Genomic DNA, 20,954 nt, shown 5'->3' with positions numbered 1-20,954 from the left:
CGTCTCCTCGATGATTCGATCGCCGATCAGCGCATGTCGCCGCGCTGCACGCGCTGCTTCCACAGCGCCCACGGGCGCTCGACCTGCGTTTCGATGTTTGCGCACGCGGTCGCGGCTTCCTGCTCGCTGAGATAGACCACGTCGCCCAGTTGCAGCGCCTCGATCTGCATGCGCGCATTGACTTCCGCATAGACCGCGCGATACACGGCCTGCTTGAGCGTCGGCGCCACCACGGTCGAACCGTGGCCGCGCATCAGCACGAACGCCGCACTGCCGAGCCGCTGCGCCAGCGCCGCGCCGAGCGCGTTGTCACGCACCAGCAGGTCGGTCGCGTCGCCGGCGGTATCGCGAATCTCGAACACCGGTGTACCGGCGCCGAGAAATCCGCTCATGTGGCACACCGGCCGCAGCGGTGTGCGTTTCGTGATACTGAACGGCAGCACGGTCGGCGAATGGCTGTGCACGATCGCGTGCACGTCCGGACGCGCCTTGTAGATCTCGCCGTGGATGAAGCGCTCCAGATAGACGGCGCGCCCGCGGGCATCGACCGGCACGCCGTCGAGCGTGAATTCGACGATGTCGTCGATGCCCACGGTACCCGGCGCCATGTTGCGCGCGAGCAGGAAGCGCTGCGGATCCTTGTCATGACGAACGCTGGCATGGCCGAAGGCATCGACGATGCCCTGGTCGAACAGGATGCGGTTCGCGCAGACGAGATCCTCGACGAGCGCGGGGTCCGGCGCATCGGCGGGACGCCCGGCGTCGTCCGCATAGGCGGCTGCGCCGCCGGATTGAAGATGAAGAGTACACATGGGTCGGCCTGTTTTCGGGTTGACTGGCAGTGCGCACGCCCGCTTCGCGTCGCGAGGCGGACCGTCAAGCACCCAGCCAGCTTAGAACCGGGTCGACCATAGGTCTATTAGCTATTGATCGCCATACAAATAGCCACCAGACTATGAATTCGCGATGCGCTCTGCCGCGCCGGCTGACGCGGAATCGACGATGAATTCCACGAGTTCGGCCTGGAACGCCGAAAAGCGTTTGTCGTCGCGGTGCACGAGATAGATCGGCACCTTGATCGCAAGATCAGAGCGATCGAGCACGACCAGTTCGCGCCGCTCGACCTCTGCGCGCACCGCTGACGCGAACATGAAGCTCACGCCGAGGTTCTCGCGCACCACTTGCTTCATCGCTTCCGGATGCCCGAGTTCCATCACGACCTTGCGATGCTCGAGGCCGCGCTCGCGCAGCAGCGCCTCTTCGAGCTCGCGGCGCGGCTGGTTGCGCGGCGTGCTCACGAACGGCACGCGGCGCAGGTCGAGCTCGCGGGCCGGCTGCGCAGCCCACGGGCTCGATGCGCCGCATACGAGCAGCAGTTCGTCCTCCCACACTGGAATGGTCGTCAGCCCTTCGAGATCCTGATTGGCCGCGATCAGGATGACCGCGAAATCGCAACCGCCGACGCGGGTCGCATCGACGGCCGCCTGCGGCGTCAGGATCTGTACGGTCACGAGCCCGTCGGGCTGTCGTCGGTGGAATTCGGCGAGCAGCGGCGGCATCGCGTAAGAGCCGATCGACATCGACGTCGCGACGGCCGCGTTGCCCATTTCGCCCTGCTCGAGACCGGCGAGTTCGCGCTCGACCTCGCGGGTGCGCGTGATGACCTCGGTCGCCCAGCGATAGATGCGCTCGCCGGCTTCCGTGAGCGCGATGTTGCGGCCGGCGCGCTTCACGAGCGCATAGCCGAGCCGCTTCTCCATGCTGCGCACGTGCGCGGTCACGACCGGCTGCGCGATGCACAGCCGGTCGGCCGCGCGCGTGACGCTGCCGAGCTCCACCACGGTGCAGAACACCTCGAGCTTCTGAAAAGTGAGATACGAATCGAATCCGCGCACAGCTCCCTCATTGATAGTCATTCAAGTATTGAATGGCGACGCAATACGTATTGGAAGATATATTTTAGGTTACACACAATCGAATAAACCCACAACCGAGAGGCCTACGTTCAGGCCCAAATGGAGACATCATGGTTCATTCGACGCTTGTTCCGGCCATACGCCTGGCCCCTCCGCGTGACGAGGTGCTGCGATGAAGGCCGCCACATACGACTACGTGATCGTCGGCGCCGGCTCGGCCGGTTGCGCACTCGCCTACCGGCTCGGCGAGGACCCGAACGTTCGCATCCTCGTGATCGAGGCCGGCGAGCAGGATCGCTCGCCGTACATCAAGGTGCCGCTGACGTGGGGCCAGATCCTGAAGAACCGGCTGTTCGACTGGGGCTATTTCACCGAGCCGGAAGCCGGCATGGACGGCCGCCGGATCGAATGCGCGCGCGGCAAGGTAGTGGGCGGCTCGTCGTCGATCAACGGCATGGCCTACGCACGCGGCGCGCGGGAAGACTACGAAGGCTGGGCCGACGAATTCGGCCTGACCGACTGGTCCTACGACGCGGTGCTGCCGTACTTCAAGCGCTCCGAATCGTGGGAGCGCGGCGAATCGGCGCTGCGCGGCGGCCGCGGCCCGCTCACCGTGATCCGGCTCGACTATCGCGACCCGTTGGTGGGTGGCTTCCTCGACGCGACACGTGCCTGCGGCTATCCCGAGAACGACGACTACAACGGCGCATCCGTCGAAGGCTTCGGGCCGATGCAGGCCACGATCCGCAACGGCCTGCGCTGCAGCGCCGCGGTCGCCTACCTGCGCCCGGCGCTCGCGCGCGGCAACGTCACGCTGGTGACGGGCGCCCTCGCGAAGCGCATCGTGCTCGATACCGACAGAGGCACGCCGCGCGCCATCGCGATCGAGTATCGCCGAGGCGAATCCGACTACCGCGCCGATGCGCGCCGCGAAGTCATCCTCTGCGGCGGCGTGATCAATTCGCCGCAACTGCTGATGCTCTCCGGCATCGGCGCGGCCGACAGCCTGCGCACGCACGGCATCGCGTCGACAGTCGAATTGCCCGGCGTGGGCACGAACCTTCACGATCACATCGTGTTCGACCTGCGCTGGAGCCGCAAGGAACCCGGCCCGCTGCACCGGATGATGCGTGCCGATCGCATCGCGTTCGACGTCGTGCGCACGTTTGTCGGCGGCAACGGCTTCTCGAGCACGATCCCCGCCGCCGCGCTTGGCCTGGTCAGGAGCCAGCCTCACCTGCCGCTGCCGGACGTTCAGCTGATCCTCGCGGCCGGCGCGATGAACGCCGCGCCGTATTTCGAGCCGTTCAAGCATGCGTATGCCGATTCGTTCGCGATCAAGGGCATTTTCCTCACGCCCGAAAGTCGCGGACGCGTGTCGCTGAAGTCGGCCGATCCGGCCGAGCATGCGCGGATCGAACAAAACTTCCTCGCCACCGAGCACGATCGCATCGCTGCGCGGGAGATGTTCCGGCGCATGCGGGAAATCGGCGCGCAGGCCGGACTGCGCCCGTTCATCGACGCAGAGATCGCACCGGGCCCGCAAGTCCAGAGCGATGCAGACGTCGACGCGTTCATTCGTCGCATCGCGATCACCCTTCATCACCCGGTCGGCACGTGCCGCATGGGCCGCGACGACGATCCGGCGGCCGTGGTGGATACGCAGATGCGCGTGCGCGGCGTGGCCGGCTTGCGGGTGGTCGACGGCTCCGCGATCCCGCGCATCATCCGTGGGCCGACCAACGCGCTGATCATGATGATGGCCGAACGCGCGGCGGATTTCATGACCGGGAAAGCCGTGCCGGTGCCGCAGGCGCAGGCACGCGCCACGGCACGGATATAGACAGTCGCGCGCGGGGCAGCGCACCACGCCCCGCTTCGATTCATTCCAATTCATTCAGGAGACACCGATGACCCATTCCTGCGGGCATGCGCATTGCCATGCGCACATCACGAATGCCGAGCCGCATGCCTTCTCGCTCGCACTCGGCAACGTCGAAATCATCCGGCTGTACGACACGACATTGCTCGGCGAAACCGCGCAGAGCTGGCTGCCTGACTTCGACCGCGCACGCGTGGCGGAACACGAGCACTGGCTCGCGCCGACACACTACGATCCCGAAAGCGGCCGCATCCCGATGCCCGTGCACAGCTGGATCGTGCGCACCGGCCGGCATACGGTGTTGATCGACAGTTGTATCGGCAACCACAAGGAGCGGCCCGGGCTGCCGGAAATGCACCGGCTGTCGACGCGCTATCTCGACCGGATGCGCGCGCTCGGCATCCAGCCCGAGGAAATCGACTACGTGATGTGCAGCCACCTGCACGCCGATCACGTCGGCTGGAACACGCAGCTCGTCAATGGCGTGTGGGTGCCGACTTTCCCGAACGCGCGCTACGTGATCTCGCAGGTCGAGCACGATCACTTGGTCCGCGCGATCCGGGGCGAAGGCCCCGCCGGCCCCGCGTGGTTCAGCCCGATGTACAACGACAGCGTGCTGCCGGTGATCGAGGCCGGCCAGGCCACGATGTTCGACGATACCTACGAGCTCGACGACACGTTCCTGATCCGCCACGCACCGGGCCATTCTCCGGGTCACGTGCGCATCGAACTGACGTCGCAGGGCTCGCGCGGCGTGTTCAGCGGCGACATGCTGCACTCGCCGATCCAGATCCCGTTCTGGCAATGGAGCAGCAAGGTCTGCGACGATCGCGCGCTCGCCGCGAAGAGCCGCTTCGAGCTGCTCGCGCATTGCGTCGAGCACGGCGCACTGCTGCTGCCCGGTCATTTCGAGGCACCGCACGCAGGGCATATCGTCGATACAGCCGGCACGTTCGGCATCGAGTTCCTGCGCTGACGCACGCATGGCCGCGGCTGCCGCGGCCGCGTCTCGCCAACCGACGATTTCGTCCCGCGGATGCGCCTTCCGCGAGAAACGCGCTACGTCGCGTGTGGCTTCGTAGTCGAGCATCGGGCAGTCGCGCGAAACGCGTGGTTGCCGATCGCGGTCGTGATGCTGGGCACCGCCGCGCCCCGACGCACCATCGCATCCGCGTTCGCCTGCGGTAACTGCGTGCCGCTGAGTTGTGGGGTGCCACGCGTGATCATGCGGAACACCGCCCCTTCAGTTCAGCGTGGATTCCATTGCCGTCTAGATACACACACAAGAATAAAGGTGGATCTAAACTGACCCTAGCCCACAAAAGGGTCCCATCTGAAAGTGGAAAATTCCGGCATGGCGTTGTCATCGAGACCAGGAGGTCATGCCGTGAAGAAGAGCAAGTTCACCGAGGAACAAATCGCCTACGCGTTGAAGCAGGCCGAGCTGGGCACGCCGGCCGCGCACCGTTCCGGCAAGATGGCTATATGATTATCAGTTCTGTCACATATTGTCAGGTGCTAAGTCGTGGTCAGAATGCCGTCCAATCCGCGTTCGACGCGTTGGTGCCGAGCGGCGTCGGGGTGCTTCCGCTGCGCCAAACCGTGGTCGCACGGCGCGGAGCCTTGCCGCGATTCCCAACTAACACGTGCCTCGGGGCGGAACCGGCCGCATGGGATGGTGACTTTGCCTCGCACGTCCCATCGAGCCGGAAGAACGCGATTGCCTCGGTGAGCAGCCGCCCGTGGTCTTCGAGCGACTTCGATGCGGCGGCCGCCTCCTCGACCAGCGCCGCGTTCTGCTGGGTGACCTCATCCATCTGCTCGACTGCTTGGTTGACCTGCTCGATGCCGCGACTCTGCTCGCCCGAGGCTGCAGCGATCTCTCCCATAATGTCGGTCACCCGCGTGACCGCCCGCGTCACCTCGGTCATCGTACGGCCCGCTTCCACGGCCAGTTCCGAACCGTCTTCGATCCTCTGCACGGAGGCCGTGATCAGATCCTTGATTTCCTTGGCCGCCCCGGACGAGCGCTGTGCCAAGGAACGCACCTCGCCGGCGACCACCGCGAAGCCGCGACCCTGTTCGCCTGCGCGAGCCGCTTCCACTGCTGCATTTAGCGCAAGGATGTTCGTCTGGAAGGCGATGCCTTCGATGATGCCGGTGATGTCGGCAATCTTCGACGAGCTCTCTCTGATACCGATCATCGTCGCGACCACTTGCCCCACCACGTCATTCCCCCGGTGCGCGACCTCGGATGCACACGCCGCCATCGCGCTGGCCTGCCGTGCGTTCTCTGCGTTCTGCTTCACGTTGGAGGTCAGTTCCTCCATGCTCGCGGCAGTTTCCTCAAGAGACGCGGCCTGCTCTTCTGTTCGCGACGACAGATCTTCGTTACCTGTTGCAATCTGGCTCGACGCGGTGGCGACCGTATCCGCACTGGCGCGCACTTCTTCGACCACCCGTTTGAGGTTTTCGCTCATGTCGCGCAAAGCATGCAGTAACTTACCTGTTTCGTCCCGGGATTGCGGGTCGATGTGAGAGGTCAGATCGCCGGCCGCAACCGTCTGCGTAATGCGTACCGCCTCGTTCAGCGGACGGGTGATCGAACGCACGATAGCGTAGGCAAAGGTGATACCGATAAGCAACGCGACAGTGCCGAGCATTAACATCGACACGCGCGCCTCCGCGATGTTTTCGCGAGACTGAGCTCCAGCTTCAGTTACCCGGGAATCCTGTTGTTCAACCAGTGCAGCGACAGACTGCTGGAGGTCACTCAGGATTCCTAATGTATTGCCATTCATCAGCACAACCGCCTTGTCGTGCTGCCCTGATGCCAGTAGCTCCGATACATTGCCGAACGATTCGACATACGCCGCGCGAGTAGTCTTGACTCTCGCGAGTAGCGCTCTGCCGTCCGCGTTGTCGACTTGCTGGTTAAGCCTATCGAGAAGGGCGGTGATGGCAGATTTGTTGATGTCGATGCTCTGGCGGATGACAGAGAGCCTGACCGGATCGGTCGTGATGAAGAGCTGCATCGTCAACGCCGCATTGGCGCGAGTCAACGTGTTGATGTTCTGTGCCGCCTTCGCTTGCGCCCACCCGCTGTTGATAATCCTGTCATTTATCCGTTCGATCCCCTCCAGACGCAACTGCACGACGGCAATCAACGTGACTAGGAGCGCAAGCACAACCAGAAACCCGGTGCCAAGGCGCATTCCAATATTCCAGTTTTTCCAGTTCATCCCCTTGCCATCCTGTCTTGATGTTACCGTAATCGGCCAAGATCGTTCGCGTATCCCCAGCCCCACCTGTCGAATTCATGTAACGTATCCCTTCATGGAAGAAGATTCGTTGCCCAGATCGTCAGATACCTGTTTCCATCGTCGAACATCCCGCGCGAGTTGCGCGATCTTGCAGACGCGCCCGTGTTAGTCGGGATTTTGCGACAGCACTGCTGTGCATATCCGCAATGCAACGACCGCGGATCCAGCATGAACCACTCTGTTATCGGCACCCGATCGCATCTGCTACAGGAAGCCTACCCGTCAACAACGAGAAACCACACCGATAGTTAGCCTGGATAAATTGTCTGGAAGTCGGGTGTTTTTCCTGAGTCCTCCGGGCGAGCGCCGATTTCTGCGCGCCGTCGGACGTGAACAGAAACTCGTACTTGAGGAGATCCGTCGTTACGTCTCGCGTCCTGTCTTGTATGTCGGCCCAAAGGGAAGAGAGTTGACCCGTAACCTTTTACGCAAACGTTTTACTTAGGGAATGCGTTTACCCACGCTAATTCCTGCATCCTGGTCAGGAACAGGTGGCGGCGAAAATTCGGACAGGGCGCAAAGTGGAACGGCTGGGGTGATCTCAGCTGCGCCACCTTGCGCGTGTGCGTCCAGGGCGGCACAAAATCCATTTACCGCCCGCCGCGCTTGTCGTCGTATTCGTCAATCTTGAGCACCCATCGCAGGCACGGGCGATCGCCGGCGTGGCCAGCGCCCCAGTCGTCGACAAACCGAAGTCCTCGCCACTGCTGCCGGTCGTAGCCGGGCCTGAGCTCGCGCACGCTGACTTCGCGAGATTCTCCAGTCTTCGTGCTCGTCTCGACGAGCATACGATCGCCGACGCGCTGCCCGCGGAGCCGATATACGGCCTCGGCGATCTCCATCAAGCGTTGCACGTCGGTTGGTGCTTGCAGGCGATAGCGCGGCGCACCCAACAAGCGCCGCTCGAATCGGTCGACCGGCGTGCTGCACCGTTGCGTAGTTCCGCTTCATACGGCAGGCCCCTAGACGTATCGAGCGGGAACACCTCGCGCTCGACGAAAACCTGCTCCTGCCAGATCCTGAGTTGGGCAAGGTTAAGGATAGGCGCTAGGCGAAGACGTTTTTCATTGCTCTTTTGTAAGCGGGATTGCGGTCTAGCGCGTTCATCAACTCCGCAATCGCGACTGCACGCGCGTAGCCGCGCCGCTCATTGAATGCTTCGGTGACGAGTGCTTGATCATCCAGCCTCTCGTTACTGCCCCGGCACGGCCATGATGTTGCCCAGCTTGGCGGATGCCACGTTCCCTGTCGACGTGATGTACGGCGCGGCGAACCGCCACTTTCCATCCTGCGCCACGCCCATGGCGGCATCCTGGGCCGTAGCGATTTGCGTACCCTCGCCATCCAGAATCGAAAACTGGACGACCACAGATTCCAATTTGCGGCCGGAGGTGTTCGTGAGAACCCCAGTCACACGCCCGCTTCCAGCCTGCTCTTTTACGAGAGTGACATCCGATACGGGAAGATCGTGAATTACCTGTGCCTGAGCAATTGAAGAAAAGCATGCGAGCGCGAGACTCGCGTAAGCCATCATGGACTTCATAGGTAGCACCTTTACATTTTTGTTTGCGAAGACCGCAAGAATGTAAACGGTGCTGAAAGAAAAAACTTTATGCGGACTCAGGTTCCGCGCTTATCGTCGATATCGAACCCCGTCGTCCACCAGCAATCACTTCTGGCGGCTGCCCCCCGGCTTTCGTTGTCCATGGCCTCCGCGAATTGAGTACCGATCGTGACGCCTTGAGATGCACGTCCCGAAACGAAGGGTAGCATAGCCCTTTATATGAACGCCTCCCGTTTGCGAAGGGTTTTCGTGTGCTCTGACTACGACAGGATGGGTTGCAGCTTTATATCCGGGCTTGTTGCAGCCTGATACGCTGCGGCCCACCATGAAATCCGCTGACCCACACCTCATTTACTTAGCGAGCTAGAAGCTCGAAGGGCTATTCAGGTTTGGCGGGTCCCGGTCCGACCTGTCTTGTCATTACTTACGATTGCCAGCGCAACCTTTCGACGTATCACCCTGTAAAAGTTGAGCTTTCTGCTACGCAACGCCGTTCGGTCAAACCGGTTTCACGCTCACGTAGCCCTTTTCGTAAGGCCTGTCATGCGCCAGAATCGCCCAGATCGTGCGGGCTATCCTGTTCGCCTGTGCCACGATCGCCACATTCAACGGTCGCCGCTTCCTGATCCCTTCAGCCCACGGCCCCGGTTCCTTCGTGAGGCACAGCACAGCCCGGGCACCATGAATCAGCAGCTTGCGCAGATACGTGTCGCCGCGCTTGCTGATTCCCAGCAACTGGACTTTGCCACCCGAGCCCGTTTGCTTGGGCACCAGTCCGATCCAGGCTGCGAATTCGCGCCCGGACCGAAACGTCTTCGCATCGCCCATCGTCGCTACGGCCGCTGTCGCCGTCAGGAGACCTACGCCCGGTATCGCCGCGATCGCCTTGCATGCCTTGTCCTCTCTCATCCACATCTGTAAGCGCCGTTCGATGCCGGCAATCTGCTTATCCAGCTCCGCCAGCCCGTTCCACTGCTCGCGCAGCGTGTCGATCAGGATCGCCGGCAGACGATCGACCAGTCGCTCCAGTACGCTCGGTATCGCTTTGTCCAGCGCGGCCCGGCCTTTGCCCATCACTTCGCCGTACTCCGTCAGCAGGCCGCGCAGGCCGTTGATCTGCATCGTGCGGAACTTCACCAGTTGCTCGCGCATCCGGTGCAGACCCAGCACCGCCTGTTGCGTTTCCGTCTTCACCGCGACCGACCTTTCTGCGTGCTGCACTGCAAGCCAGATCGCTTTCGCATCGACCGCGTCGTTCTTGTTGCCCATCACGAACGCCTTCACGAATTTCCCCGGCATCAGCTTCACCTCATGGCCCATCGCCGTGAGCTTGCGGGCCCAGTACTGCGAGCCCCCACAGGCTTCCATCCCGATCAGGCAGGGAGCCCGATTCGCGAAATGCTCGAGGAATACAGCACGCTTCACCGGCTTGTTCACGATCTCGCCCGTCTCTGCGTCGATGTAATGGAGTTGCATCACGTTCTTTGCGATGTCCGCACCCACTGTCATCTGCTTCATGTCGGAGCCTCCGGTTTGCCAGGAAAACCTCTATGGTCTTCCATCTGGGCACTCTGATGCCGTCGGTCCGTGAGGCTCCGCCTTCCTGCCGGCTCCCACCGATCACGGGTGGGAGGCGTTCATATCATTTACTATGTTCCCCTTCAGTTCTCGCGATTGAGCGCCACAACGTCGACGAGATGTCACGCGGTCCTGTAAGTCTGTCGTCGCTTCAAACGAGGCCCATGTTGAGCCGCCAGTGCTGTCGGCGCCACGTTCACCCGTGCTCCGCCCTTCGTCTTCTGTCACCCGCGGAGAGAGCGCCAACGTCAGATCATTCAATCTGCTCGCATTGAGTGGTTTTCCAACTCGAAAGTATTATGAAAGGATGTTGTCTTTCTTTGCCACATCAGCTTAGTGCGGACATTAACTTAGAAGTACCAATCACTTTTCTCGACAAAAAACTTTTTCATGTCCCTGCCGACTCTTAAGTCTCCCTAACGCAGGGGGACATAAAACATATTGATATCAACTGGTTACGCCACTTTATCACATTGTGAAATGCGAGGTGCAGGCTTTTTTGCACATTTCCACACCATTCCTCTAAGTGCGACCTTTTTTGTATGTCGACACCTATCAACCCCATAGGCAACAGTGCTTTCCAGCATATCGTCAGTTAACGATATAAGATTCGCCCATCGACGATACCTTGTTGCCCGACCGATACACCCAACTTATCCATGCCGACCGAACTCGACATCGACGCAATCCTGAAAGCGCTCTCGAACCCCGTGCGCCGGGAAATCCTCAACTGGCTGAAAACGCCGGGCGAGCATTTCCCGAACCAGACGCTGCCGTATGAACACGGCGTCTGCGCGGGCCAGATCGACGCGCGCTGCGGGCTGTCGCAATCGACCGTCTCCGCGCACCTCGCGACGCTGCAACGCGCGGGGCTCGTGACGTCGACACGGATCGGCCAGTGGGCGTTCTTTCAGCGCAACGAGGCCGTCATCGACGCATTTCACGACGCCCTGCGCCGCGAACTCTAGTCAACACGGCCGAACCGGCCATGCGGAGCGCTGTCGCCCATGACGCGACGGTTTCCCGCCTTTCGTGAAGAGGTTATTTGCCATGCCCACCCTGTTCGATTCCGTCACCCTCGGCGACCTGACCCTGCCGAACCGCATCGTGATGGCGCCGCTCACCCGCTCCCGTGCCGGTGCGACGCGCGTGCCGAACGCCCTGATGGCCCGCTACTACGCCGAGCGCGCAACGGCCGGCCTGATCATTACCGAGGCCACGTCGGTCACGCCGCAGGGCGTCGGCTACGCGGACACCCCCGGCATCTGGTCCGATGAGCAGGTCGAGGGCTGGAAACGGGTGACGCAGGCCGTGCATGCGGCCGGTGGGCGGATCGTGCTGCAACTCTGGCACGTCGGCCGGATCTCCGACCCGGTGTTCCTGAACGGCGACCTGCCGGTCGCGCCGAGCGCGATCGCCGCGGGCGGCCACGTAAGCCTCGTGCGTCCGCAGCGCCCGTACGTGACGCCGCGCGCACTCGAACTCGACGAAATCCCGGGCATCGTCGCCGCATACCGCAAGGGTGCGGAGAACGCGAAGGCCGCCGGCTTCGACGGTGTCGAGATCCACGGCGCGAACGGCTACCTGCTCGACCAGTTCCTGCAGGACAGCACCAATCGCCGCACCGATGCATACGGCGGCCCGATCGAGAACCGCGCACGCCTGCTGCTCGAAGTGGTCGACGCTGCGATCGGCGTGTGGGGCGCCGGCCGCGTCGGCGTGCACCTTGCACCGCGCGGCGATGCGCACACGATGGGCGATTCCGATCCGGCGGCCACGTTCGGCTACGTCGCGCGCGAACTCGGTCGTCGCAAGATCGCGTTCATCTTCACGCGTGAGTCGTATTCGGGCGATCACTTGAGCCCGCGCCTGAAGGAAGCGTTCGGCGGCCCGCTGATCGCGAACGAGCAATTCACGCTCGACACCGCACAGGCCACGCTTGCAAGCGGCAACGCCGACGCGATCGCCTGGGGCAAGCTGTTCATCGCGAACCCCGACCTGCCGCGCCGCCTCGAACTCGGTGCACCGCTCAACAAGCCGGTGCCGGAAACGTTCTACGCGGAAGGCGAAACGGGTTATACCGACTACCCGGCGCTGAGCGACGCGGCCTGATCGCGCAGCAGGCCAGGCGCGATGAACGGAGAGGCCCCGCCCGTCCGTTCGTCGCGTACACCATCACCGGGCGGGCAGGTCACGTGTCCGCCCCTTCCGTTCACCGCCTGCCTTCCACGTCGGACGCTTCCGCGAACAGCGCCAGACCGACCAGGCTCGCGACGCTGCATCCCAGCACATACCACGCAGGCGCGTAAAAGCTGCCGGTCGCGCGCCACATTGCGCCGACGATCAGTTGCGCGAACCCGCCGAAAATCGTCACGCCGAGCGCATAGATCATCCCGAGCGACATCGCCCGCACCTCGGGCCGAAACGCATCGAGGATCATCACGAAGCCGGCGGGACTCGACAGCGTCATCAAGCCGATCAGCACGATCACGACCGCAACCGCGGCGCCCACCGACGGCCACATTTTCATCGCGTAAAACGCCGGCAGCACGAGCACGGCCGACGCGACGCACGTCACGCCCACCAGCCGCTTGCGACGACGCACGCGATCGGCGAGCCGTCCCGCGAACGGCGAACCGATCAGCAGCACGGCGCCCGCCGCGCAGCCCGACAGCAGCGACACCGATGCCGGCATACCGACGGTCAGCGTCAGGAACGACGGCAGGAAAAACACGATCGTATAGGTGGTCGACGTGCCGCCGATCACGAGCAGCGTGCCGGCCACGACCTGCCGCCACGGAATACGTGCACGCTCGCGCGGTGCGCCGGCCGCTGCGTGCGGCAGCGTATCGTCAAGATGGCGCCGCAGGTAAAAGCCGACCGGGCCGATCAGCAGACCGAGCACGAACGGGACGCGCCACCCCCAGGCGTGCAGCGCGTCGGGCGGCAGTGCGCGCGACAGCGTCAGCGCGACGAACGCGCCGACGAGCGTCGCACCGCCCTGGCTCGCCATCTGCCAGCTCACCCGCTCGCCGCGCCGGCCGGTGTCACCCGACTCCATCAGCAGCGTCGTCGCGGCCCCCACTTCGCCCCCCGCCGAAAAGCCCTGCAGCAGACGCCCGATGACGATCAGCAACGGCGCGGCGATGCCGATCTGCGCATAGGTCGGCGCGAAGCCGATGATCCCGGTGCCGAGCGCCATCAATGCGACCGTCAGCACGAGCGCGGGCTTGCGTCCGGCACGGTCCGCATACGCGCCGATCGCGACGCTGCCAAGCGGCCGCGCGACGAACCCGACGCCGAACGTCGCGAGCGACAGCATCAGTGCGCCTACATCGCTCGACGCGGGAAAGAACAGCTTGCCGATCAGTGCGGCGAAGAAACTGTAGACGGTGAAGTCGAAGAATTCGAGCCCGTTGCCGAGTGCGGCCGCAACGACCGTGCGGCGCGACACGCGCGGCGCGGCTTCGACCGGCGCAGCGGCCGTGCGATTCAGGGTATGCATCGGAAATTCCCGTTCAGAAGTTGTGATACATGCCGAGCGACAGCGTCACGGGGGTCGTCCCGGTGCGCGGCGTCGTTCCGCCCGGTTCGGTCGGCAGCGGATTGCCGTTCAGCAACACGGTCGAGATGCCGTAGTTGCGGATGAACCCCGCACGCGCATAGAGGCCCGTGCGTTTCGACAGCAGGTAGTCGTAGCCGAGCATCGCACCGAGGGCCGAATCCCTGGCCGGCTGGCCGGCCGCGTCGCGCACGCCCGACGTATCGCGATAGACGACCGACGCGCGAATTGCATTGACGCCGAACGGCACGATCGCGCCGAGCGTGTAGACGCGCGCGATGCCGTCGCCGGCCAGCTTCGGCGCGTACTGGTTGAACGACGCGGACAGCACGATCCGCCCGGTGTCATAGACGGCGCCGAGCCCGTACAGGTCGTTGCGCACGGTGCTCGCCCCGTTGACGCCCCACACCTGGTTGTAGCTCGCGGCCAGATAGGTCGTGCCGTTGTACCACTGCAGCAGCGCGCCTTGCGCGGACGCCGCGGGTGCCCGCCCGGCCACGTTGCTCGGCGCGTACATCAGCATCAGCGACGTGGTGCCCGCGACGATCGGCGTACGATACGTGATGGCGTTGTCGACGCGCGCCGGCAATTGCGTCGCCCCCGGCCCGAGGTCCGAGTTGTAGCCGACGCCGCGGCTCGTCTGCACGGCTGCCGCGCCCAGCCACGTATAGACCGAGTTCGTGCCCACCGTGCCGAACACGTCGATGAACAGCGGCAGCGCCGTGCCGATCTGCTTGCCGAGACGCAGCCGCCCGTAGCTGTCCGACGACAGGCCGACCCACGACTGCCTGTTGTACGTCGACTGCGCATCCTGTTGCGCGCCGCTGTTCGCGAGAAAACCGCTTTCGAGGTTGAACTCGGCGCGCCAGCCGCCACCGAGGTTCTCGCGGCCGAAGAAGCCGAATTTGGAGGTCCACTCGCCGCCGCTCTGCGTCTGCCACAGCGAACGGCCGCCGACCGTCTGGTAGTTGATCCCCATGTCGAGCGAACCATACAGCGCGACGCCCTCCGTCATCCGGCCGTTGTACTCGGGCACCGCCGCCAGCAACACGTCCTGATAGGGCACGGCGCGCGCGTTGCCCGCGCCGAGCGCGAGACAGGCCGCGCCTAGTGCAAATCGCTTCTTCATTCGTTATCCTTATCATTAAGTCAACCCAGGTCCGGCCAGCGCGTCTCCTTTGCGCCTTCGTCAGTCCACCTTCAGGAAGCGTTCGGTAATCCCGGCGAAATAGGCCGCCCCCCAGCTCAGCGCGGTGTCGTTGAAGTCGTAATGCGGGTTGTGCACCGAACACCCGCCCCGGGAATCGATGCCGTTACCGATCAGCACGTAGCAACACGGCGCGCATTCGGTCATCCACGAGAAATCCTCGCTGCCCATCACGCCATCGGGCAACAGCGTGAGCGCGCCCTCTCCGGCCAGCGCCGCGATCGTCTCCACCGCGAGATCCGACGCCGCGCGGTCGTTGTCCACGACACGCGAGATCGACTGGTATTCGATCTGCGCGGTCATCCCGAACGCCTGCGCCTGCGCGTCGACGATCCGGCGGATTCGCGCCTCGATTTCGTCGCGCGTGGCCGCGTCGAGCGCGCGCACGGACAACTGCAGCGTCGCCGTTTCCGGGATCACGTTCGGGGCGGTGCCCGCATGGAACGTGCCGACGGTCACGACGGCCGGCTTCAGCGGATCGACGTTGCGGGAGACGATCGATTGCAGCGCGGTCACGATTTGCGCGCCCGCGACGATCGGGTCGCTCGCGAGCTGCGGCATCGCACCATGCCCGCCCTTGCCCGTCACGGTGATCGTCACCGAATCGGACGACGCCATCATCGGCCCGTAGCGCAACGCAAAATGGCCGACCGGCACGCCCGGCGCGTTGTGCAGCGCATACACGCGTTCGCACGGAAAACGTTCGAACAGGCCGTCGTCGATCATCCGCTTTGCGCCGCCGAGCCCTTCCTCGGCCGGCTGGAAGATCACGTTGAGCGTTCCGTCGAAACGGCCCTGTTCGGCAAGATAGTGGGCGGCGGCCAGCAAGATCGCCGTGTGGCCGTCGTGGCCGCATGCGTGCATCGTGCGCGCAACCGTGCTCGCATACGGCAGCCCCGTCGCCTCCTCGATCGGCAGCGCGTCCATGTCGGCGCGCAGGCCGAGCGTGCGCACCGACGCGCCGCGCCGCAACTGGCCGACGACGCCGGTGCCGCCCACCCCCGTCGTCACGTCGTAGCCCCATGCGGCCAACTGTTCGGCGACGAGCTGCGCGGTGCGGGTCTCGGCGAAACCGAGTTCGGGATGGGCGTGGATGTCGCGTCGGATCGCAACGAATCGGGGCTCCGACTCGCGAATCGCAGCGAGTACGTGAGCAAGGTTCTGCGTCATGGATGGCTCCGTGGAATCGGCCGCCTCGCGACCGTCCCGGCCAAGCATAGAGACGCGTTTCGGGTCAAAAAACTCACGAATTTTGATGCGGATAACTTTTGGTAATATCTTCCGCATCATGAAAATCCATCAATTGCGCGCACTCGTCGAGGTCACGACGGCCGGCAGCATCAAGGCCGCAGCCAGGACACTGCACGTCACGCAGCCGGCCATCAGCAAGGCGATCCAGGAACTGGAAAACGAGTTCGGCGTGACGCTCCTCGAGCGCAAACCGTGGGGCGTGGTGCCGACGCCGGAAGGCGACGCACTGCTCGGGCGCGCCCAGGCCGTCGTGCGCGAGCTCGAACGGGCGAGCGAGGACATGGCGCACATGAAGGGGCTGCGCGACGGGCGGCTCGTGATCGGCTTCACGCCGATCGTCGCGGTGACGGGCTTCGCCGAAGCCTACGCCGCGTTCCGCCGCCACTGGCCGAACGTCGAGTGCGAACTGCGGGAACTGACGTTCAACCTGCTCACGGAGCAATTGCGCAATCGCACGCTCGATCTCGCCTTCGTCGCCGTCACGGGCCCCATTGCCGAATCCGTCGACATCAAGGCGATCCGCACGTTCGACACCGCGTTTGTCACCCGCGAGAACGGGCGCTTTGCGGGCGCGACTTCGCTCGACGCGCTGCGCGACGCGGAATGGATCCACGCCGACGCCAGCGACAACTTCCCCACGTATATCCGCGACCTGCATGCGCATGCGGGCCTGCCCCCGCCGCGCTGCATCACGCGCTGCACGTCGTATGCGCTGTTCTACAGCCTGCTCATGACCAACGATGCGATTTTCTCGTGGACCCGGCTGTCGCTCGCGGAAACCGTGTTCGGCCAGAAGCTGACGCTGCTGCCGTTGCCGATGTCGCCGCCACCGCTTCAGTTGTACCGGCTCACGCCGCCCGGCCTGCAACTGACGCGGCCCGCGTCCGATTTTCTGGCGCACGTGGAGGCCGCGTTCGCGTCGCTGCCGGCAACCGGAAGCCCGGCATTGCGCTGACACCCGATCGCGCCGCCGCCGGCGCCACGGCTCGCCACGCCTGCGTCAGCCCGGAACGCGCATCCGCATGAACACGCGCTGCGTCTCGTCGAGCCCGAGCGCGACGTGGTGCGCACGGATCGCACGCAGCGTGTCGTCGAGCGTGGCGTCGTCGACGATGCCGAAACCCAGGCGCGCGTAGTACGGCGCGTTCCACGGCGCCGCGCGAAACGTCGACAGCACGACCTCCGTGAGGCCTTCCCGCGCCGCCCGCGCCGTCACCTGTTCGATCAGGCGCGCGCCGATCCGCTGTCCGGCATGCGACGGCGCGACATCCAGTTCTTCCAGATAAAGCCGCTGCGCATCGAGCAGCCGGTAGAACGCAAATCCGACGCACGTGCCCTGCGGATCGACCGCGACATACGCGCGGCCGTCGTCGATACGGACGAGCACGGCGGCCGCATCGGTCGGCTCGGCGTCGGCGATGTGGGTCATGCCGATTTCGCGGAACCGCTGCGCGGCGGCGACTTCAACGGCGGCCATCGCGGCCGCGTCTTCCCGCGTGGCGGGACGGATCAGGATCGATACAGTCATGACGGCAATTCAGGCAGGCAGTCTGGAACGGCCGTCACTATAATCGAAACCTCATACGTTTCGAACGCCCCCACCCACGAGGTTCGTCATGACGTTGTCCGCGCTCGCCGTCTTCGCTGTCACCCTGCTCGTCACCGCCGGCACCCCCGGGCCGAGCGTCGCCGCGCTGGTCGCGCGCGTGCTGACGAACGGCGTGCGCGACGTGCTGCCGTTCCTCGCCGCCATGTGGCTCGGCGAAGCGCTGTGGCTCACGCTCGCGGTCGCGGGGCTGTCCGCGTTCGCGCGCACGTTCGCGGCCGGCCTGATCGTGCTGAAGCTGCTCGGCGTCGCGTACCTGCTGTTCCTCGCGTGGAAGATGTGGACCGCGCCGACCGAGGCCGGCGCCGACGACCTGCCGCGCGGCCAGTCGCCGTGGCGCATGTTCGTCGCGGGCATGCTCGTCACGCTCGGCAACCCGAAGATCATGGTGTTCTATCTCGCGCTGCTGCCGACCATCGTCGATCTCACGCACGTCGGTGTGACCGCGTGGGCCGAACTCGTCGGCACGATGCTCGCGGTGCTGATCCTCGCCGATTGCTTCTGGTCGCTGCTTGCGTCACGCGCACGGGCGTTCCTGACGTCGGCGCGCGCCAAGCGGATCGCCAACCGCACGAGCGCAACCGCGATGGCCGGTGCGGCGGTGATGATCGCGACGCGGTAAGCGCGCCTGTCCGGCGCACGTCGCGCCGCGCCCCTTCGATTGCCCCGGGAATCGACATGAAAACCTGGCTTTCGGCTGTCCTGCTCTGCCTGTCCGCCGCGGCCGCGCATGCGGCCGGCATCAAGTTCGCCACCATCCCGGCCGACGCAGCCGGCCCCGAGCTGCGCGCGGCCATCTGGACGCCGTGCGCCACCCCCGCGCAATCGCTCACGATCGGCCCGTTCCTGCTGAAAGGGCAACGCAACTGCCCGACCGTCGGCGACAAGCTGCCGCTCGTCGTGATCTCGCACGGCCACGCCGGCACGTACTTCGGGCATCACGACCTCGCCGAAACGCTCGCCGACGCGGGCTACGTCGTCGCGGCGATCAACCATCCCGGCGACACGCATACCGACATGAGCCGCGCGGCCGACCTGCGGGAGCTGGTCGAGCGGCCGGAGGACATCAAGCGCCTGGTCGATTACATGCTGGCCAACGGGCCCGACGCCACACATATCGATCCCGCGCGGATCGGTTTCTTCGGCTTTTCGCGCGGCGGCTATACGGGCCTCGTGCTGGCCGGCGCCAATCCGGATTTCGTGCACGCGCACGTGGCCTGTCCCGACCCGACCTGGCTGATCTGCAAGCAGATCCGCGACCATGACCTGCCGCGCCAACCGTTGACGCACGATCCGCGGATCAAGGCCTACGTGATCGCCGACCCGATGAACGAATTCCCGACCGCCGCTTCGCTGAAGGACGTGCACGCGCCGATCCAGCTGTGGGGTTCCGAAGCGGGCGGCGACGGCGTGGAGCCGGAAACGGTCTCCGCGCTGGCCGACACGCTGCCGCAACGGCCGGAATTCCACGTCGTGCCGAATTCCGCGCATTTCGCGTTTCTCGCGCCGTGCCCCGAACCACTGGCGCACGTCTCGCCTGAAGTCTGTACCGATGCGAAGGGATTCGATCGCGCGGCATTCCACGACACGCTCGACGCGAAGGCGCTCGCGTTCTTCAGCGCGAAGCTCCGCTAACAGCGAAACGTCTTGCGCCACCCCCCCTGCGCCGGCGCATGGTCGTTGCACGCGATCAGCGCGCGCACCAGCGCCCAGTCGTCGTCATCGCAGAAGTCGAGCAGCATCGCGCCATACGGGCCGCGCTGCGCGCGCAGACGCTCGGCCAGCCGCGCATGAATGCCCTGCACCCTGCCGTCGCCGTGCGCGACCACCGACGGATTCGCGCCCATCCCGGTCCCGCTGCAGAAGTTGATCGCCCAGCGGCCGCTGTCCGGCAACGGCAGGTCCGTCAGCAGCGCGTCGATCGCACGCCACTTCCAGCCGATCGACGCGGCCACCGGCACGCGATATTCGTCCTGGATCACGAATGCGCCATCGGGGTGATCGATCGTGAACGTCGCGTTGTCGGGCCACGCGGTCAGGTCGATGCCGAGCGGCCGGCTGCTGCGAAAGCGGCGCAGAAGCACGATTGCACCACGCACGTCGCCGAGCGCGGGCAGCGTGCCGCCGGCATGCCAGCGCAGCCGCGGATGCCGCGCGCGATGCGCGTCGAAGGTCGCATCGAAACTGCGTGTACACGCGTGCGCCGGCCATTCATCCTTCACCGACATCACGATGCATTCGCGCGGATGCGCGTCGAGAAAGCGCGCGCAGGTTGCCAGCACGTCGTCGAACGTCATGCCGAGCGCGATGCCGCCGTGATGGATGTCGAACGCATCGCGCACGTGCCGGCAGCGGATGTCGAGCAGCCGCACGCCATGCGCGAGCTGGGCATCGAGCGGCACACGCTGGGTGCGCACGAGTAAATCGTCGACGGTATACGCACAGGTGTCATGGCTGCCCGGTAGGGTCAGCGTATGCAGCAGCCGCGCATCGTCGAGCGCCGACATCCAGTCGGCGAGCGGCATGCACGTATCGTGGCTCGAAGGGATCATGAATCGATGAATGACAAGGAAAGGAAGCCGTGGGTCACGGCATCGGATGTCGCGGCGCGCGCCGGCGTGTCGCGCTCCGCAGTGTCGCGTGCCTTCTCGCCGACGGCGAGCATCGCGCCGCAGACGCGTGAGCGCGTGATGGTCGCCGCGCGCGCGCTCGGCTATCAGGTCAACCTGATCGCACGCGACATGATCACGCAGCGCAGCAGCATGATCGGCGTCGTGACGGCCGGGTTCGAGAATCCGTTTCGCGCGCGCTTGCTGTCGGACCTGATGGCCGCGCTCGGGCAGCGCGCGCTCACGCCGCTCGTAACCAATGCGGAAGATCCGCGTCAGGTTCGGCAATCGCTCGAACAGTTGCTCAGCTACCGGATCGCGGGCCTCGTGATGACGTCCGCGTCGCCGCCGCTGGCGGTCGCGCAGCAGTATCTCGAACACCGGATCCCGGTCGTGATGATCAACCGCGAGGCGAACCTGCCGGGCGCGGACATCGTCGTCAGCGACAACGCGGCA

The 20,954-nt window shown here is 64.7% G+C and carries 19 protein-coding genes; 8 read left to right on the top strand and 11 right to left on the bottom strand.

The features are described 5' to 3' along the window. Positions 1-26: 26 nt before the first annotated feature. Together G3N93_RS09590 and G3N93_RS09585 are read right to left on the bottom strand one after the other, a co-directional pair. Positions 27-812, bottom strand: coding sequence for a class II aldolase/adducin family protein (locus G3N93_RS09590; protein WP_206132882.1), 786 nt, complete (start codon positions 810-812; stop codon positions 27-29). Between the two features lie 141 nt (positions 813-953). Continuing rightward, complete coding sequence (locus G3N93_RS09585; RefSeq protein ID WP_307873400.1) at positions 954-1,895, bottom strand: LysR family transcriptional regulator; 942 nt, start codon at positions 1,893-1,895, stop codon at positions 954-956. A 193-nt stretch (positions 1,896-2,088) separates the two neighbouring features. Here G3N93_RS09585 and G3N93_RS09580 point away from each other — a divergent pair, with 193 nt between their 5' ends. Together G3N93_RS09580 and G3N93_RS09575 are read left to right on the top strand one after the other, a co-directional pair. Continuing rightward, positions 2,089-3,759 (top strand): GMC family oxidoreductase, encoded by a 1,671-nt coding sequence (locus G3N93_RS09580; protein WP_206122607.1) that lies wholly within the window; start codon positions 2,089-2,091, stop codon positions 3,757-3,759. Positions 3,760-3,826: 67 nt separating this feature from the next. Next, positions 3,827-4,774 (top strand): MBL fold metallo-hydrolase, encoded by a 948-nt coding sequence (locus G3N93_RS09575; protein ID WP_174985365.1) that lies wholly within the window; start codon positions 3,827-3,829, stop codon positions 4,772-4,774. 553 nt (positions 4,775-5,327) lie between these two features. Here the strand turns inward: G3N93_RS09575 and G3N93_RS09570 are convergent. The 4 genes from G3N93_RS09570 to G3N93_RS09555 form a co-directional block, all read right to left on the bottom strand. Next, on the bottom strand, positions 5,328-7,040 hold the full coding sequence (locus G3N93_RS09570) for a methyl-accepting chemotaxis protein (RefSeq protein WP_206122606.1): 1,713 nt from the start codon (positions 7,038-7,040) through the stop codon (positions 5,328-5,330). A gap of 671 nt (positions 7,041-7,711) precedes the next feature. After that, positions 7,712-8,017 carry a hypothetical protein gene (locus G3N93_RS09565; protein ID WP_206122605.1) on the bottom strand — a complete coding sequence of 102 codons (306 nt, stop codon included), beginning with the start codon at positions 8,015-8,017 and terminating at the stop codon, positions 7,712-7,714. A gap of 296 nt (positions 8,018-8,313) precedes the next feature. Further along, complete coding sequence (locus tag G3N93_RS09560; protein ID WP_206122604.1) at positions 8,314-8,664, bottom strand: FxLYD domain-containing protein; 351 nt, start codon at positions 8,662-8,664, stop codon at positions 8,314-8,316. Positions 8,665-9,183: 519 nt separating this feature from the next. Beyond that, on the bottom strand, positions 9,184-10,203 hold the full coding sequence (locus G3N93_RS09555) for an IS110 family transposase (protein ID WP_206122603.1): 1,020 nt from the start codon (positions 10,201-10,203) through the stop codon (positions 9,184-9,186). Between the two features lie 719 nt (positions 10,204-10,922). Between G3N93_RS09555 and G3N93_RS09550 the strand changes: the two genes are divergently transcribed. Both G3N93_RS09550 and G3N93_RS09545 read left to right on the top strand, forming a co-directional pair. Next, a complete protein-coding gene (locus G3N93_RS09550; RefSeq protein WP_011354559.1) occupies positions 10,923-11,231 on the top strand; it encodes a helix-turn-helix transcriptional regulator in 309 nt (102 codons plus the stop codon). Positions 11,232-11,313: 82 nt separating this feature from the next. After that, positions 11,314-12,375, top strand: coding sequence for an alkene reductase (locus G3N93_RS09545; protein ID WP_206132881.1), 1,062 nt, complete (start codon positions 11,314-11,316; stop codon positions 12,373-12,375). Between the two features lie 100 nt (positions 12,376-12,475). On the opposite strand, the gene G3N93_RS09540 is transcribed toward G3N93_RS09545, so the two are convergent. The 3 genes from G3N93_RS09540 to G3N93_RS09530 are packed head-to-tail and all read right to left on the bottom strand — an operon-like array spanning position 12,476 to position 16,202. Beyond that, positions 12,476-13,768 carry an MFS transporter gene (locus G3N93_RS09540; RefSeq protein ID WP_206132880.1) on the bottom strand — a complete coding sequence of 431 codons (1,293 nt, stop codon included), beginning with the start codon at positions 13,766-13,768 and terminating at the stop codon, positions 12,476-12,478. Between the two features lie 13 nt (positions 13,769-13,781). Further along, positions 13,782-14,954: a porin gene (locus G3N93_RS09535; RefSeq protein WP_206132879.1), complete on the bottom strand. Its 1,173-nt coding sequence runs from the start codon at positions 14,952-14,954 to the stop codon at positions 13,782-13,784. A gap of 60 nt (positions 14,955-15,014) precedes the next feature. Beyond that, positions 15,015-16,202 carry a M20 aminoacylase family protein gene (locus tag G3N93_RS09530; protein WP_206132878.1) on the bottom strand — a complete coding sequence of 396 codons (1,188 nt, stop codon included), beginning with the start codon at positions 16,200-16,202 and terminating at the stop codon, positions 15,015-15,017. Between the two features lie 118 nt (positions 16,203-16,320). Here G3N93_RS09530 and G3N93_RS09525 point away from each other — a divergent pair, with 118 nt between their 5' ends. Next, positions 16,321-17,238, top strand: a complete 918-nt coding sequence (locus G3N93_RS09525) for a LysR family transcriptional regulator (RefSeq protein WP_206132877.1) — start codon at positions 16,321-16,323, stop codon at positions 17,236-17,238. 45 nt (positions 17,239-17,283) lie between these two features. Here G3N93_RS09525 and G3N93_RS09520 read toward each other — a convergent pair whose 3' ends face one another. Then, entirely contained in the window at positions 17,284-17,811 is a 528-nt protein-coding gene (locus G3N93_RS09520) for a GNAT family N-acetyltransferase (RefSeq protein ID WP_206132876.1), read from the bottom strand. 88 nt (positions 17,812-17,899) lie between these two features. On the opposite strand from G3N93_RS09520, the gene G3N93_RS09515 reads away from it, so the two are divergent. Together G3N93_RS09515 and G3N93_RS09510 are read left to right on the top strand one after the other, a co-directional pair. Continuing rightward, on the top strand, positions 17,900-18,511 hold the full coding sequence (locus tag G3N93_RS09515; protein WP_174937171.1) for a LysE family translocator: 612 nt from the start codon (positions 17,900-17,902) through the stop codon (positions 18,509-18,511). A 56-nt stretch (positions 18,512-18,567) separates the two neighbouring features. Further along, positions 18,568-19,524 carry a serine aminopeptidase domain-containing protein gene (locus G3N93_RS09510; protein WP_206132875.1) on the top strand — a complete coding sequence of 319 codons (957 nt, stop codon included), beginning with the start codon at positions 18,568-18,570 and terminating at the stop codon, positions 19,522-19,524. On the opposite strand, the gene G3N93_RS09505 is transcribed toward G3N93_RS09510, so the two are convergent. Then, positions 19,521-20,441 (bottom strand): phosphatidylinositol-specific phospholipase C, encoded by a 921-nt coding sequence (locus G3N93_RS09505; protein ID WP_206132874.1) that lies wholly within the window; start codon positions 20,439-20,441, stop codon positions 19,521-19,523. The genes G3N93_RS09510 and G3N93_RS09505 overlap by 4 nt on opposite strands. A 6-nt stretch (positions 20,442-20,447) precedes the next feature. Between G3N93_RS09505 and G3N93_RS09500 the strand changes: the two genes are divergently transcribed. Beyond that, positions 20,448-20,954 (top strand): LacI family DNA-binding transcriptional regulator (locus G3N93_RS09500; RefSeq protein WP_206132873.1); only part of this gene is annotated, 507 nt, incomplete at its 3' end.

Origin of the sequence: Burkholderia sp. Se-20378 (assembly GCF_017104665.1) — a bacterium.
Classification (GTDB): domain Bacteria; phylum Pseudomonadota; class Gammaproteobacteria; order Burkholderiales; family Burkholderiaceae; genus Burkholderia; species Burkholderia lata.
This window is presented reverse-complemented; position numbering and strand designations above follow the sequence as displayed.

Coding starts and splice junctions, on each gene's coding strand:
- G3N93_RS09590 (WP_206132882.1), bottom strand. CDS start 812: ATGTGTACTCTTCATCTTCAATCCGGCGGCGCAGCCGCCTATGCGGAC.
- G3N93_RS09580 (WP_206122607.1), top strand. CDS start 2,089: ATGAAGGCCGCCACATACGACTACGTGATCGTCGGCGCCGGCTCGGCC.
- G3N93_RS09575 (WP_174985365.1), top strand. CDS start 3,827: ATGACCCATTCCTGCGGGCATGCGCATTGCCATGCGCACATCACGAAT.
- G3N93_RS09570 (WP_206122606.1), bottom strand. CDS start 7,040: ATGAACTGGAAAAACTGGAATATTGGAATGCGCCTTGGCACCGGGTTT.
- G3N93_RS09560 (WP_206122604.1), bottom strand. CDS start 8,664: ATGAAGTCCATGATGGCTTACGCGAGTCTCGCGCTCGCATGCTTTTCT.
- G3N93_RS09555 (WP_206122603.1), bottom strand. CDS start 10,203: ATGAAGCAGATGACAGTGGGTGCGGACATCGCAAAGAACGTGATGCAA.
- G3N93_RS09550 (WP_011354559.1), top strand. CDS start 10,923: ATGCCGACCGAACTCGACATCGACGCAATCCTGAAAGCGCTCTCGAAC.
- G3N93_RS09545 (WP_206132881.1), top strand. CDS start 11,314: ATGCCCACCCTGTTCGATTCCGTCACCCTCGGCGACCTGACCCTGCCG.
- G3N93_RS09540 (WP_206132880.1), bottom strand. CDS start 13,768: ATGCATACCCTGAATCGCACGGCCGCTGCGCCGGTCGAAGCCGCGCCG.
- G3N93_RS09535 (WP_206132879.1), bottom strand. CDS start 14,954: ATGAAGAAGCGATTTGCACTAGGCGCGGCCTGTCTCGCGCTCGGCGCG.
- G3N93_RS09530 (WP_206132878.1), bottom strand. CDS start 16,202: ATGACGCAGAACCTTGCTCACGTACTCGCTGCGATTCGCGAGTCGGAG.
- G3N93_RS09525 (WP_206132877.1), top strand. CDS start 16,321: ATGAAAATCCATCAATTGCGCGCACTCGTCGAGGTCACGACGGCCGGC.
- G3N93_RS09520 (WP_206132876.1), bottom strand. CDS start 17,811: ATGACTGTATCGATCCTGATCCGTCCCGCCACGCGGGAAGACGCGGCC.
- G3N93_RS09515 (WP_174937171.1), top strand. CDS start 17,900: ATGACGTTGTCCGCGCTCGCCGTCTTCGCTGTCACCCTGCTCGTCACC.
- G3N93_RS09510 (WP_206132875.1), top strand. CDS start 18,568: ATGAAAACCTGGCTTTCGGCTGTCCTGCTCTGCCTGTCCGCCGCGGCC.
- G3N93_RS09505 (WP_206132874.1), bottom strand. CDS start 20,441: ATGATCCCTTCGAGCCACGATACGTGCATGCCGCTCGCCGACTGGATG.